General features: G+C 52.2%; 13 protein-coding genes. All 13 read left to right on the top strand.

The genetic code is table 11. The annotated features are described in order from the left end of the window. Positions 1-69: 69 nt before the first annotated feature. Positions 70-2,712 (top strand): valine--tRNA ligase, encoded by a 2,643-nt coding sequence (locus tag D3P07_RS02990; RefSeq protein ID WP_119798574.1) that lies wholly within the window; start codon positions 70-72, stop codon positions 2,710-2,712. A gap of 25 nt (positions 2,713-2,737) precedes the next feature. After that, the gene (locus tag D3P07_RS02985; protein ID WP_182914154.1) at positions 2,738-4,126 is read left to right on the top strand and encodes a bifunctional folylpolyglutamate synthase/dihydrofolate synthase; all 1,389 of its coding nucleotides are present in this window, start codon (positions 2,738-2,740) and stop codon (positions 4,124-4,126) included. Between the two features lie 7 nt (positions 4,127-4,133). Then, positions 4,134-5,534, top strand: a complete 1,401-nt coding sequence (gene murC / locus D3P07_RS02980) for a UDP-N-acetylmuramate--L-alanine ligase (protein ID WP_119798573.1) — start codon at positions 4,134-4,136, stop codon at positions 5,532-5,534. 140 nt (positions 5,535-5,674) lie between these two features. Beyond that, a complete protein-coding gene (locus D3P07_RS02975) occupies positions 5,675-7,048 on the top strand; it encodes a hypothetical protein (RefSeq protein WP_119798572.1) in 1,374 nt (457 codons plus the stop codon). A 61-nt stretch (positions 7,049-7,109) separates the two neighbouring features. Further along, complete coding sequence (locus tag D3P07_RS02970; RefSeq protein WP_119798571.1) at positions 7,110-7,352, top strand: DUF4321 domain-containing protein; 243 nt, start codon at positions 7,110-7,112, stop codon at positions 7,350-7,352. Positions 7,353-7,415: 63 nt separating this feature from the next. Next, on the top strand, positions 7,416-8,054 hold the full coding sequence (locus D3P07_RS02965) for a Maf family protein (protein WP_119798570.1): 639 nt from the start codon (positions 7,416-7,418) through the stop codon (positions 8,052-8,054). 69 nt (positions 8,055-8,123) lie between these two features. Further along, the gene (radC, locus tag D3P07_RS02960; RefSeq protein ID WP_119798569.1) at positions 8,124-8,813 is read left to right on the top strand and encodes a RadC family protein; all 690 of its coding nucleotides are present in this window, start codon (positions 8,124-8,126) and stop codon (positions 8,811-8,813) included. Positions 8,814-8,854: 41 nt separating this feature from the next. After that, positions 8,855-9,886: a rod shape-determining protein gene (locus D3P07_RS02955; RefSeq protein WP_119798568.1), complete on the top strand. Its 1,032-nt coding sequence runs from the start codon at positions 8,855-8,857 to the stop codon at positions 9,884-9,886. Positions 9,887-9,947: 61 nt separating this feature from the next. Next, positions 9,948-10,811: a rod shape-determining protein MreC gene (mreC, locus tag D3P07_RS02950; protein ID WP_182914153.1), complete on the top strand. Its 864-nt coding sequence runs from the start codon at positions 9,948-9,950 to the stop codon at positions 10,809-10,811. After that, complete coding sequence (gene mreD, locus D3P07_RS02945; RefSeq protein WP_119798567.1) at positions 10,808-11,332, top strand: rod shape-determining protein MreD; 525 nt, start codon at positions 10,808-10,810, stop codon at positions 11,330-11,332. Before mreC ends, mreD begins: the two co-directional genes overlap by 4 nt. A gap of 87 nt (positions 11,333-11,419) precedes the next feature. Then, the gene (locus D3P07_RS02940; protein ID WP_259391356.1) at positions 11,420-12,064 is read left to right on the top strand and encodes a septum site-determining protein MinC; all 645 of its coding nucleotides are present in this window, start codon (positions 11,420-11,422) and stop codon (positions 12,062-12,064) included. Between the two features lie 3 nt (positions 12,065-12,067). Further along, positions 12,068-12,859, top strand: coding sequence for a septum site-determining protein MinD (minD, locus tag D3P07_RS02935; RefSeq protein ID WP_119798566.1), 792 nt, complete (start codon positions 12,068-12,070; stop codon positions 12,857-12,859). Positions 12,860-12,866: 7 nt separating this feature from the next. After that, positions 12,867-14,018 carry an FtsW/RodA/SpoVE family cell cycle protein gene (locus tag D3P07_RS02930; RefSeq protein WP_119798565.1) on the top strand — a complete coding sequence of 384 codons (1,152 nt, stop codon included), beginning with the start codon at positions 12,867-12,869 and terminating at the stop codon, positions 14,016-14,018. Positions 14,019-14,158: the final 140 nt, after the last annotated feature.

The raw sequence follows: 14,158 nt of genomic DNA, 5'->3' as shown, positions 1-14,158 counted from the left end.
TTTCGTCCTTTATTGACAGGACGAGAGGTCTTTTTGCATGTGTAGAAGAATTAGTGGAGGATGAAATCAATGTCAGATGACCAATTCAAACCGGCAATGCCAACGACTTACGATCCCAAATCGGCAGAACAGAAGTGGTATGAATACTGGGTAAAAGGCAATTATTTCGAAGCGGGCAAGCGTCCCGATGCGGAACCGTACACCATCGTTATTCCGCCTCCGAACGTTACGGGCATGCTGCACATCGGCCATGCGCTCGACTTCACGCTGCAGGATATATTGATTCGCACGAAGCGGATGCAAGGCTATGACGCGCTGTGGCTTCCGGGAACGGATCACGCCGGCATCGCAACTCAGACCAAGGTAGAGCAGAAGCTCCGCGAGCAAGGCACTTCCCGCCACGATCTGGGACGCGAGGCGTTTTTGGAGAAGGTATGGGAGTGGAAGGACCAATATGCGAATACGATCCGCGACCAGTGGGCGAAGATGGGTCTTTCTCTGGATTACTCCAGAGAACGCTTTACGCTCGACGAGGGGTTGTCCAAGGCGGTTCGCGAAGTGTTCGTTCGCCTCTATGAGAAAGGCTTGATCTACCGCGGCAAAAAGATTATTAACTGGGACCCTGCCGCTCGCACGGCACTGTCCGATATCGAGGTAGAATACAAGGAGCTGAACGGCCACCTGTATCATTTGCAGTATCCGCTTAAGGACGGCTCCGGACACATTACGGTGGCGACAACTCGACCGGAGACGATGCTGGGCGATACGGCGGTTGCCGTTCATCCGGAGGATGAAAGATACAAGCATTTGATTGGCTCCATGATTGTGCTGCCTGTAGTCGGCAGAGAGATTCCGATCATCGCCGACGAATACGTCGAGAAGGAATTCGGCTCCGGAGCGGTGAAGATTACACCGGCTCATGATCCGAACGACTTCGAGGTAGGCGAGCGCCATAGCCTGCCGCAAATTATCGTAATGGACGAGACAGGCACGATGAATGCTGAAGCGGGCCCTTACCAGGGCATGGACCGTTTCGAATGCCGCAAACAGCTGGTGAAGGACTTGCAGGAGCAAGGGGTCTGCGTGAGCATTGAAGACCATGTGCATCAAGTCGGCCATAGCGAGCGCAGCGGCGCAGTCGTTGAGCCTTACTTGTCCACGCAATGGTTTGTTGCGATGAAGCCGCTGGCGGAAGCGGCAATTGCTGCTCAGAAAGCAGGCAAAGGCGTACAATTTGTTCCAGAGAGATTCGAGAAAATCTATCTGAACTGGATCGAAAACGTCCGCGACTGGTGTATCTCCAGACAGCTGTGGTGGGGCCACCGGATTCCGGCATGGTACGATGATGCGACAGGCGAGATGCATGTATCCCGCGAGGATATGAAAGGCGATCATCTCCGTCAGGACAACGACGTGCTGGACACTTGGTTCAGCTCCGCGTTGTGGCCGTTCTCCACGCTGGGCTGGCCGGATCAGACCGAGGACTTAAAACGGTACTACCCGACGAATGTTCTAGTTACCGGCTACGACATCATCTATTTCTGGGTAGCCCGCATGATCTTCACCGCGCTAGAATTTACCGACGAGATGCCGTTCAAGGATGTGCTGCTGCATGGCCTTGTACGCGACAAAGACGGACAGAAGATGTCCAAGTCGCTTGGCAACGGCGTAGATCCGCTTGACGTAATTGAGCAATACGGCGCGGACGCTATGCGCTTTATGATCTCGACAGGCAGTACGCCAGGCCAGGATCTGCGCTTCCGCTATGAGAAGGTCGAGCAGGCGCGCAACTTTGCCAATAAGATCTGGAACGCATCCCGCTTTGCGCTTATGAACCTGGAAGGCTTCAGCGCAAGCGATATCGATATTAACGTGAAGCTGGGTACAGCGGACCGCTGGATTCTGCATCGCTTGAATGAGACTGTACGCGATGTGACCAGACTGATCGACAGCTATGAGTTCGGCGAGACCGGCCGCGTGCTGTACAACTTTATTTGGGACGATCTGTGCGACTGGTACATTGAATTCTCGAAGCTTAGCTTGAATGGCGGAGACGAAGCGGCGAAACGCGCGACACAATCGGTACTGGCTTATGTGCTCGATCGGACGCAGCGCCTGATCCATCCGTTCATGCCGTTCATCAGCGAAGAGATCTGGCAGCATCTGCCGCATGAAGGCGAGACGATTACGCTGGCTTCTTGGCCGACCTACGAGACTGCGCTGGAAGCGCCTGACGCTGTGAAAGAGATGGAGCTCCTCATGGAGATGATCCGTGCGGTGCGCAATATTCGGGCTGAAGTGAACGTACCGATGAGCAAGAAGGTCGAACTGCTGATTAAGCCGGCTGGTGAGTTCGAAGCGGCAATTCTGTCCCGCAACGAAGAGTTTATCAAGCGCTTCTGCGGCACGTCCTTGCTGGAGAGCGGCATATCCATTGCCGCGCCGGATAAAGCGATGACTGCCATTATTACGGGCGCAGAGCTGTACTTGCCGCTTGCAGGCTTGATCGATATCTCGCAAGAAATCGCCCGGCTGGAGAAAGAACTGAAGACGCTGATCTCAGAGGTAGAGCGAGTGGAGAAGAAGCTTGGCAATGAAGGCTTCGTAGCGAAGGCGCCAGCCAAGGTTATCGAGGAAGAACGCGCCAAGATGGCGGACTACGCCGAGAAGAGAGACAAAGTGCTGGCTCGCATCGCAGAGTTGCGCGGCTAGTCCTAAAGCGGAAGAAGGGATAGACATGACAGATACAACGATGCAACAGCATGGGGAGAGCGAGGCTCTCCCTACCTATCAAGCAGCGACGGATTGGATTACGGGACTTATGCCGTTCGGCATCCGTCCCGGACTTGATCGGATCGAGGCGCTCATGGAGCGTCTTGGCAATCCGCACCGCAGGCTGAAGTTCATACATGTCGCCGGCACGAACGGCAAGGGGTCGGTATGCGCGTATTTGACCAGCGTGCTGTTCCAAAGCGGATATGATGTAGGTACGTTCACTTCGCCTTATATTACGAAGTTCACCAATCGGTTTCAATATAACGGCAAAGACATCAAAGAAGAGGAATTGCTGGCGCTTGCCAATGAACTGAAGCCGCATGTTGAGGCAATTGCGGATACGGAGCTTGGTTCACCGACGATGTTCGAGGTATCAACGGCGCTCGCTATTCTTTATTTCGCCAAGGTAACGTTCCCCGATTATGTGGTATGGGAAACGGGTCTTGGCGGTCGGCTGGATGTAACCAATATTGTCTACTCGGTTATATCTGTCATCACCAATGTCGGACATGATCATATGGACCGTCTTGGCGATACGCTCGCGCAAGTAGCGGAAGAGAAGGCGGGCATCATTAAGCCAGGCGTCCCTGTCGTTAGCGCAGTGACACAGCCGGAAGTGGTCGACGTGATTCGGCGAGTGGCCGGCGAGAAGAGCAGCACGCTGTATATGCTCGGCGAGCAGTTCAGCGAATCGGCTCTGGACGTGAGGGAGGATGAGCAGCAGTTCCGCTTCCAAGGCATGTTCCGGACGATCGAGCCTCTTCGTATCTCCCTTAACGGGGCACATCAGCGGACCAATGCGGCTGTGGCTGTTATGACATTAGAGGTTTTGCGTCAATATCAGGCGCTTGTCGTGGATGACGACGCTCTGGAAGAGGGATTGCTCAAGGCGGCATGGCCGGGCAGACTGGAGATGGTGAAGCGCGATCCTCGCATTTTGCTTGACGGCGCCCATAATCCGGAAGGCGCGGAGATGCTGGCCAAGGCCTTGAAGGAGACTTATAAGTACGAACGTCTCCATGTTGTGATGGGGATGCTGGAGAATAAGAATCATCGGGAGACATTTAAGCATATACTACCAATAGTGGATACGCTTATCTTAACCGAGCCCGATTATCGGATGAAGATGGAAGCGCAGGACTTGGCCGCTATCGTGCAGGAACTGCGCCAAGAGCTGCAAGGCGGGAAGCCGTTCGAGCTTGTCATCGAGAAGGATTGGAAGCAGGCATTGCAAACATTACAACAGGTTACCGGGTCTTCGGATCTTGGGGTCGTGACAGGGACGCTTTATTTGATAGCGGACGCTCGCGCCCGCTTGCTGTACAACTCGGATTCTGAAAAAGGTTGGTGAACCGTCTTTGAATACGGCAGAACACGTTCATTTTATCGGGATCGGCGGTTACGGCATGAGCGCGATTGCACGCGTCATGCTGGAGATGGGCTATAAGGTAACCGGTTCCGATGTCGCGCGGCAGGAGCTTACGGAGAAGCTAGCTGCAAAAGGGGCTGATATTTATATCGGCCATCAGCCAGAGCATGTGCGAGGCGCCGATCTGGTCGTGTACTCGACAGCTCTGACGAGCGACAATGTGGAGCGCAGAGCGGCGGAAGAACTCAATATTCCGGTGCTGCATCGCGCCCAAATGCTGGCAAGGCTGATGAATGCGGGGAAAGGCGTTGCCGTAGCGGGAGCGCATGGCAAGACGACCACATCCTCCATGATCGCACTTGTCATGGAAGCATGCAAAGCCGATCCTACTTACATTATCGGCGGAGAAATCGTTAACGTTGGCACAAACGCCAAGGCTGGAAAAGGCGAATATGTGGTGGCGGAAGCGGATGAGAGCGACGGCTCCTTCCTGCAGTATCATCCCTCCATCGCGATAGTCACGAACATTGAGCCGGATCATCTGGAAAATTACGATGGTGACTTCGAGAAGCTGAAAGCTGCCTACGTGCAGTTTCTTCAGCAGGTGAAGGATGGCGGTAAAGCGATCGTCTGCGTCGACAGTGAGACGGTAAGGGAGCTTCTGCCTCATATCTATAAGGAGGACGCGGATCGTGAAGCGTCCCAGCTCGTCACGTTCGGCATTCATGAGGACGCGATGTACAAGGCGGACGATGTCGTGCTTGGCGACCGCAAGGTATCCTTCAATATGTTAAAGAACGGCGTGCTGCTCGGCAATATCGAGCTGTCTGTTCCGGGACTTCACAATGTGTCGAACGCGATGGCGACCGTCATTACTTGTCTGGAGGCGGGTCTTGATTTCGATGCGATCAAAGCGGCGATCAGCTCCTTCCGCGGAGCCAAGCGCCGGTTCCAGGTACTCGGGGAAGTGAATGATATTCTCGTCATTGACGATTATGCTCATCACCCGACAGAGATTCAGGCGACCATCAGCGCGGCCAAGGCAACAGGCAAACGCATCATTGCCGTATTCCAGCCGCAGCGCTATACGCGTACGTTCTTCCTGTTCGAGCAATTCAGCAGATCATTCTCGGAAGCGGATGAGGTTATCATAACGGATATTTACTCTCCGGCCGGCGAGAAGCAGATCGAAGGCGTTACATCCAGCAAGCTGGTTGAGCTGATTCGCAAGAACAGCCATGCCAAGGCGGAGTATATCGCAACCAAGGAAGAAGTGTTGAGCGTGCTTAAGGAGCGGGTCGCTCCAGGCGATCTGGTGATCACGATGGGTGCCGGCGATATTTGGAAAGCGGCTGACGCTTTGGCCAAATATTTGACTTCCGCATCCTGATCCTTTAAAACGAAGAATGTAAGAAGCGAGGCTGTCTATAGACGGCCTCGCTTCTTTTTTCGAATCTCTCATTATCCGGTCATAACTCTCTTTTTCATTTCATAGACTAATAGCAGACAATGGGACGAGGAGAGATGGACATGAAGCCAAACAACCGGATAACCTATCGTTTTGATCAGCAAGGCCAGCAGATCGGCAGCAAGGAAGTCAAACAGCCGCGAATGGATGAGCTGCGGAGGAAACAATCGCCAACTGGCAATGTAATCCCCTTATATCAGCCTGTGGCTTCGAATGGTATAGATGACACTCATCCATGGGACAGCGCCTTCCAGGAAGATGTCGGTGCACTGGAGAAGTTGATCCGCGATTCTGCCGAAGGTTCAGAGGAGCATGGTCATGCGGCGCAAGCGGGTGCAAGAAATGCAAGAAGGAACGATAGCGCGGATCGGGAGTCTATAGAAGGGCAGGAGCCCGAGCTGGCTGATCCATGGTCTTCCCTGCAGCATGAAATATCCATTCCGGAAGTGAGAGAAAGCGAGACTGAACATGATTGGGGTCGCGAGCCCGGCCATCAGCCGATGCTGGATGAAGAAGGACCTATTGTCCGCAAATCAGGCGGGCCATCCTGGTTCAATGTCTTCCTGTCGGTTGCGGGTGCCCTGGCGACGGGCGCTCTGTTTGGTTACTTTATTCTGACCTTGTTTACGGGCGGCATAATATGGCCCGGAAGCTCACAGAACGGCGAGTCTGCAGATGGAAACGGCGTCACGCTGGACGAGATTGTGAACCTTCCAGTTACCGGAGGCGTTAGTGAAGTGGGCAAGGAGAATGCCGGGACAAAGACGCCGCCATCTCAGCAGCCGGATAATCCTGTGTCCGCTGCAACAGTTAGTCTAGGCGGAGAACAAGCGTATTCGGTACTGCAATACGGCGTGTTCAAGGGGACCGAGGGACGCGATGAAGCGCTTAAGCAGCTTGCGGCAAAAGGGTTGCCGGGCGCCACGATTCATTCGGGAGATTCCTACTATGTGTACGCGGGCCTAGCGTTGAACCAGAAGGAAGCAGGGGTGCTGGCCGCCCAGATGCCCGATATGTTGATCTACAAAAAAGAGCTGAAGCTGGCTTTTCCGGATCGACTTGCCTTCACGGGCAGCGAAGATGACGCAAAGCTGTTCTTTGACCGGACGCATGCGCTGGTTGCTGCGTGGTCGTCTCTGATTGTGACGCAATTGGAGCAGGCCGAGTTGTCCCCCATTGGAGGAGCAGCATCCGAGGCATGGCAAGACAAGCTTGGCGAATGGAAGTCCTCTGCCGAGACGATGAAAAAAGGGGTTGGCGACGGCAAGGAAGGTGATCAGCTGGCCAAGCTGACAGACGCAATCGGGGATGCCGGCAAGGCGATGCTTGCTTATGACAAGGCGACGACCAAAGCAAATCTATGGACTGCTCAGGAAGCCTTGATGCGCGCCGTACTGGCCCAGAAAGAATGGTTTGATTCTATGAGCGCATTGTAAAGAGCGTTCAACCTGCGTATAATAGAGTCAGGTGTCATTTCGTGGCGAAAGGGATGGAACGATGAAGAAAAATGGCTGGATCCTTTTCTTATTTATCGTGCTTGGACTTGTGGCTGGCGCTCTTGTAGCCCGCTGGCTGGAACCTGTTCAAGGCCTGTCTTTTTTGACCAAGCCGATCGTGGCAACCTGGTCGCCTGCGCTTGACTTGTATGTGCTCAGCTTTGATTTCACGTTGAAGCTGCAATTGAGCCTGTTCAGCATCGTTGGGGCAGCACTCGCTATCTGGTTGTATCGCAAGATGTAGTACGCGGTCCGGCAATTGGAGAATCATAGCGATTGGATAGGCAATCTAAGGAGAATACGTAGCATGACAACCAATCAGAATGTAATTGAACCGATAAGCCGGATCGTATTGGCTTCATCGTCACCGCGCCGGAAGGAACTGGTCGCATCTTTGGACCTTTCCTTGCCGGTTTATATTTTGTCCACAGATGCGGACGAGACGGTCCTGGACCATTGGACACCGCAGGCAACCGTAGAGGAGCTGAGTCTGCGCAAAGCGACAGCGGCGCTGGCCATGCTACGCGAACGGGAGCACAAGACCGTCGGAACCTCCGATCTGGTTATTGCTGCAGATACAATCGTGGCGCTGGACGGAGATATTCTGGGCAAGCCGCGGAACGACGATGAAGCGGCAAGCATGCTGGGGAGGCTGTCGGGCAGGCAGCATGACGTCTTTACAGGTATTGTTTGCATCGCTGCAGATTCCGGCAAGACGCTGGTCGCCAGCCGGAGAACTAAAGTGAAAATGAAGGAGCTTGACACCTTGCGAATCAGTCGCTATGTGGCGACTGGCGAGCCTCGGGACAAAGCCGGCTCATACGGCATTCAGGGACTTGGATCTACGTTTGTGGAAGAAATCGAAGGCTGTTACTTCAATGTCGTCGGCCTTCCATTGTCGTTATTGTCCGATATGCTGGAGCAGTACGGCATTCGGGTTGTTTAAACGAATGTATGACTGAGTCGTGTCGTTGAATGAAGAATGATTATCTGAACAAGAAAGCAGGTTAGGGACATGGTTGCGCATACATCAGGTTTGCGGGATGTCCCCCATGAAGAACGTCCAAGAGAGCGCATGATGACATATGGGGCTGAAGCTTTAAGCCATGCAGAATTGCTGGCAATATTATTGCGGACAGGTACCAGGAATCAGTCTGCCGTTCATGTGGCTAGCACGATTCTGAAGCAATGCGGAAGTCTGCGCAATTTGATGGACATGAGCATGGAAGAATTGACGGCTATATCCGGAGTCGGTCCGGCCAAGGCGCTACAGCTACGTGCAGGGATCGAGCTTGGACGGCGTATTACAAAGAGCAGGCTTGGCGATGTCACGACGGTGAGAAGGCCGAAGGATGCTGCCGACTATATTATGGAAGAGCTTCGTTACCTCAAGAAAGAGCATTTTGTATGTATGTTTCTCAACACCAAAAACCACATTATTGCCCGGGAAACATTGTCCGTAGGAACGCTTAACGCATCGCTTGTGCATCCAAGAGAAGTGTTCCGGGCAGCTATCAAATATAACAGCGCGTCTATTATATGCGCGCATAATCATCCAAGCGGCGATCCTGCGCCAAGTCCGGAGGATATCTCCTTGACAGGGAGATTGGCGGAAGCGGGGCAGTTGGTCGGAATTGAACTGCTCGATCACCTGGTTATCGGAGACGGCAGATTCGTCAGTTTGAAGGAGCTAGGCCATCTGTAATATAATATAAGGGATTGTCGTAATGAGAAGGGAGCAAGAACATGTTTGGAAGCTTTTCGAAAGATTTGGGAATTGATTTGGGTACGGCAAACACTCTTGTTTATGTAAAAGGAAAAGGCATTGTCGTAAGAGAACCATCGGTGGTGGCTCTGCGTACTGATACAAAAACAATCGAAGCAGTTGGCGAACAAGCTAAAAAAATGATCGGCAGAACGCCGGGCAACATCCGCGCTATCAGACCGATGAAAGACGGGGTTATCGCAGACTTCGATACAACGGCGACGATGATCAAGTATTTCATCCGTTCCGCGCAGAAGCAGCGGTCGTTGTTCCCGCGTCATCCGAACGTGATGGTCTGCGTGCCTTCCGGGATTACAGCAGTCGAACAGAGAGCGGTAGAGGACGCAGCCAAACAAGCAGGCGCGCGCGAAGCTTTTATTATCGAGGAGCCGTTCGCAGCAGCTATCGGTGCTGATCTTCCCGTATGGGAGCCGACCGGCAGCATGGTTGTCGATATCGGCGGCGGTACGACTGAGGTTGCCGTTATCTCGCTGGGCGGCATTGTAACCAGCCGTTCGATCCGCGTGGCGGGCGATGAGATGGATGAGGCGATTATTCAATATATCAAGCGTCTCTATAATTTGATGATCGGTGAGAGAACATCGGAGCAGCTCAAGATGGAGATCGGATCGGCGCTTCAGCTGGACAAACCGGAGACGCTTGAGATTCGCGGACGCGACTTGGTATCGGGCCTTCCGAAAACACTCGCGATTACATCGGATGAAATTACGGATGCGCTGACCGATACGATTAATGCGATCGTCGATGCGGTCAAGATTACGCTGGAGAAATGCCCGCCGGAGCTGTCCGCGGACATAATGGATAGAGGGATTGTGCTTACAGGCGGCGGAGCTCTTCTACGGAATATCGACAAGCTGCTGCAGCGCGAGACAGGCATGCCGGTTATCGTAGCCGATAACCCGCTGGACTGCGTGGCGATCGGAACGGGCCGTTCGCTTGACAACATCCATTTGTTTAAGAACAGAGGCTCTTCGGGTCGTTCCAAGCGCTAAACCGGTTTTCGAGTAACAGGAATGGATAAGGGATGGGCAGGTGATCGGGCTGTTTAATCTAATGAGGAATAAGCGAGTATTCATGCTTATGATCGGGTTGATATTGTTCATTGCGATCATCGGCTTCTCATTAAGTGATCGCAAGGAGCTGACCTGGCCGGAGAAGTTTCTAAAAGATACGACCGGTTACGTTCAGCAATGGTTCTACAAGCCCGCTGGTTATATAGCGGGCTTCTTTGAGGATATCGGAAATCTTCGCCAAATCTATGAAGAGAATGAGCAGCTTCGCCTGACCGCGGCTGCTTACGCCCGAGACAAGGTGGACTATAATTTTATTCAGAAAGAGAACGAGCGGCTGCAGCAATTGCTTAATTTCACGGAGCAACAGAAGCAGATGTACAACTATAACTATTTGATCGCACAGGTAATATCCGTCAACAACGATGCGAACAACCGCACGATGAACATTAATCTGGGCTCGAAACACGGCATTAAACCGAATATGGCGGTGACGACGGTCGACGGACTGATCGGCTTGGTCAGCTCTGTCACGCCTTATACGGCGGCTATTACACCGATTACTGAGCTGAATGAAGTATCGATTACATTCAATTCCATTGCCGCTACTATTGAGGGGCGGGAGAATGAATCCTTCGGCATATTGAGCAGCTACAACCGCGATACCGGCATGCTGGTCATGACGAAGATTGCGGAGACCGACAAGATGGAGATCGGCGATACGGTCATTACATCTGGTCTTGGCGGCGTATATCCGCGCGGACTTCGCGTCGGTACTGTGGAGACAAAGCAGGTTGGCGATTTCGGCCTGACATATACCGCCTCGGTTAAGTTGGCGGCAAGCTTCGATCACCTGACGGAGGTATTTGTCGTTCAGCCTCCGGAGTCACCGGAGGACCAGGAATGAGCATGAATCGGATTATTGGCCTCATGCTGCTGCTATTTTTAATTGAAGGCGCCATAATGCCTTGGATTATACCGACAGGGTTTGGGGATCGGATCATTCCGCACTTTATTTTCGTCATTGTGCTTTATTCAGCTCTTTACGGCAGTCGCCACCAGGCATTGATGCTGGGTGCGGGTTTTGGCTTGCTGCAGGATTTGATCTATTACGGGCATTTGATCGGCGGACATTTTTTCATGATGGGTCTGATCGGCTATTTCACAGGCGTGCTGCTGGAGCGCAAGCGCGTGACGGTGATGATGGCGCTGACGGTCATCGGCTTCGCCTGTATCGTATACGATACGGCATTGTTCTATATCTACAAAGTATTCCGGATTACCGATGCTGCCTACGCATGGGCGCTGCTGAATCATATATTGCCAAGCTTGTTTCTTCAACTCGCGTTCGCGCTTGCTTGCTATATTCCGGTCAGACGCATATTCGAATCCCGCAGCAAGACTTTGCCTGATAGCGAAGAAGAATAAATCGACGTGCAAATGCAGGAATTCGGCACGGCTAGCAAGAATTCATTAGGTTGGGGAGGGACGGTTGTGACCGAGAAGCAACATATCATGATAAAAGGCGTCAAGGAAGGTCTGTTGTTCCTTCTCGACGATCAATGCGAATTCGAAGCATTGCTAGCCGAACTGCAATATAAGCTCGAGAAAACTCACCAGCAACTGCTGACCGGACCGCTTGTCCATATTCATGTCAAGCTGGGTTCGCGAATGGCAAACGATGAGCAGAAGGAGCAGCTTGCAAGCATTATCCGAGCTCAAGGCAATCTAATCATCGGATCGATGGAATCAGATTTGCCGGAGCCCTTGGACCATACATCGAACACATCCAAACTTCATGTCATCACGTCCATCGTGCGCTCGGGACAAACGCTGGAGCATGACGGCAATCTCTTGCTGATCGGCGACGTGAATCCGGGAGGCACCTTGTTGTGTACAGGGGATATTTATGTGCTGGGCGCGCTACGGGGAATGGCTCATGCCGGTGTAGCGGGGCGGACGGATGTCGTCATTGCGACGTCTCTTATGAGGCCGACGCAGCTGCGTATAGCGGATGTTGTCAGCAGACCGCCTGAGGAATGGCTGACCGGAGACGCTGCGATGGAATTCGCTTATTTGGAAGAAGGTCAGATGCAGATCGACAAGCTATCTCAATTATTCCGAATCAGGCATAATCCTATAATGTTTAAAGGAGTGTAGAGCATGGGAGAAGCGATCGTGGTAACATCGGGCAAAGGCGGAGTAGGCAAAACGACGACCTCGGCCAATATTGGAACAGCGTTGGCGCTGCTCGGCAAAAAAGTATGCATGGTTGATACCGATATCGGGCTTCGCAACCTGGATGTTGTAATGGGCCTTGAGAATCGGATTATATACGATCTGGTGGATGTAGCGGAAGGGCGCTGCCGCCTGAGTCAAGCGCTTGTCAAAGACAAGCGGTTCGATGAGCTGTATATGCTCCCCGCTGCTCAGACAAAGGATAAGGATTCCGTCAAGCCGGATCAGATCCGTAGTATGGTACTGGAGCTGAAGCAGGATCATGATTATGTGATCATCGATTGCCCGGCAGGCATCGAGCATGGTTTCCGGAATGCAATTGCGGGAGCTGACCGCGCGATTGTGGTGACGACGCCGGAGAATGCCGCCGTTCGTGACGCGGATCGTGTTATCGGATTGCTGGAGGGCGAGAAGATTCCATCCAAGCTTGTTATTAACCGTATTCGCCAGTCGATGATGAAGAACGGAGAAATGCTTGATATTGATGAGATATGCCAAGTATTAGCCATTGATTTATTGGGGATTGTGCCGGATGATGAGAAAGTCATATCTGCGGCCAATAGCGGAGAGCCTACCGTCATGAATCCGGCTTCGCGGGCAGCTATTGCTTACCGTAATATTGCGCGCCGCATTCTGGGCGATATGGTACCGCTTATGCTGCTGGACGAAAAGGCGGGTGCCTTCAAGCGATTCCGCAAGTTCCTTGGAATAGGATGATTGCCTTGTGCTTAACAAACTGAAAAAGCTGGATTGGGGCATACTGATCATTCTGATGTGTCTAATGGCCATTAGCTCCTTGGTGATACACAGCGCCACGGCCAACAATCCGATGTATCACAATAACGATATGAAGCAGTTGGTCTTCTTTGGCCTTGGTTTTGTTGTTGCGATTGTATCTGTACTGTTCGACTATCGCATCGTGCTGAAGTTCTGGTATGTGTTTTACGGCATTGGCGTTGCGCTGCTCATCCTGGTCTATTTCGTCGGAGCAGAGATTAACGGCGCCAAAGGATGGTTCAAGCTTGGAGAATCCATTAACTTCCAGCCGGCGGAAATGATGAAAATCATTTTGATCATCGGGATTGCATACATTATGGGCAGACGGCAGGGCGATAAGCTGAATTTTACGAACGATATATTGACGATCGGCGCTTTTGTATTCCTGCCGTTTCTGCTTGTTATGATTCAGCCTGACTTGGGCAATGCGATTATCTATCTGGTTATCGTGATCGGTATGTTGTGGATAGGCAATATCAAATATTCGCATGTCGCGATCGGTCTTGCGATTGTCGTAGGCAGTATTATGCTGTTCGTCTTTCTGTTCAACAGCTTCAACACGGAAATCAAAGATTATTTGGAAGGACATAAGAAGACGCACTGGTATGAACGCATTAATACCTTCATTAATCCAAGCGAAGCCAGCGCGGATGCGCGGCGTCAGTCGCTGAATGCGCAGATCGCTATCGGGTCGGGCGGTCTTAATGGTGACGGCTTCCTGCAAGGCGACATGAAAAATGGGGGGTTCGTTCCATACACGTATTCGGATTCCATCTTCGTTGTGATAGGGGAAGAGTTCGGATTCCAGGGTGCGGCTGTGCTGTTACTTCTCTATTTCCTCTTGATCTATCGAATGATTATGATTGCCTTCAAGTGTTATGACAGGCGAGCCTCATTCATTGTCATCGGGGTTGTCTCCATGTTCGTATTCCAAATCTTCCAGAACATCGGCATGATGATCGGATTAATGCCAATTACGGGGATTACGCTTCCATTCATTAGTTATGGCGGCACATCGCTTCTGCTCAATATGCTGTCAATCGGATTGGTATTCAGCATTAAGGCCCACCAGGAAGTATATGAGCTGGCCGATAATTAACAAAGGACCAACAAAGCATCGCTTGCCGGAGTTCCGCTCTGGCAGACGATGCTTTTTTAGTATCGTGCAGGTGCGTGCGAATACTTGTCTTCTTCCTCTCATAATTATGAGAGGAGAGATATGGGCGGCAAGATGAAGGG

Origin of the sequence: Paenibacillus sp. 1011MAR3C5, assembly GCF_003591485.1 — a bacterium.
Lineage (GTDB): Bacteria > Bacillota > Bacilli > Paenibacillales > Paenibacillaceae > Pristimantibacillus.
This window is presented reverse-complemented; position numbering and strand designations above follow the sequence as displayed.

Coding starts and splice junctions, on each gene's coding strand:
- D3P07_RS02990 (WP_119798574.1), top strand. CDS start 70: ATGTCAGATGACCAATTCAAACCGGCAATGCCAACGACTTACGATCCC.
- D3P07_RS02985 (WP_182914154.1), top strand. CDS start 2,738: ATGACAGATACAACGATGCAACAGCATGGGGAGAGCGAGGCTCTCCCT.
- D3P07_RS02975 (WP_119798572.1), top strand. CDS start 5,675: ATGAAGCCAAACAACCGGATAACCTATCGTTTTGATCAGCAAGGCCAG.
- D3P07_RS02970 (WP_119798571.1), top strand. CDS start 7,110: ATGAAGAAAAATGGCTGGATCCTTTTCTTATTTATCGTGCTTGGACTT.
- D3P07_RS02965 (WP_119798570.1), top strand. CDS start 7,416: ATGACAACCAATCAGAATGTAATTGAACCGATAAGCCGGATCGTATTG.
- radC (WP_119798569.1), top strand. CDS start 8,124: ATGGTTGCGCATACATCAGGTTTGCGGGATGTCCCCCATGAAGAACGT.
- D3P07_RS02955 (WP_119798568.1), top strand. CDS start 8,855: ATGTTTGGAAGCTTTTCGAAAGATTTGGGAATTGATTTGGGTACGGCA.
- mreC (WP_182914153.1), top strand. CDS start 9,948: ATGAGGAATAAGCGAGTATTCATGCTTATGATCGGGTTGATATTGTTC.
- mreD (WP_119798567.1), top strand. CDS start 10,808: ATGAGCATGAATCGGATTATTGGCCTCATGCTGCTGCTATTTTTAATT.
- D3P07_RS02940 (WP_259391356.1), top strand. CDS start 11,420: ATGATAAAAGGCGTCAAGGAAGGTCTGTTGTTCCTTCTCGACGATCAA.
- minD (WP_119798566.1), top strand. CDS start 12,068: ATGGGAGAAGCGATCGTGGTAACATCGGGCAAAGGCGGAGTAGGCAAA.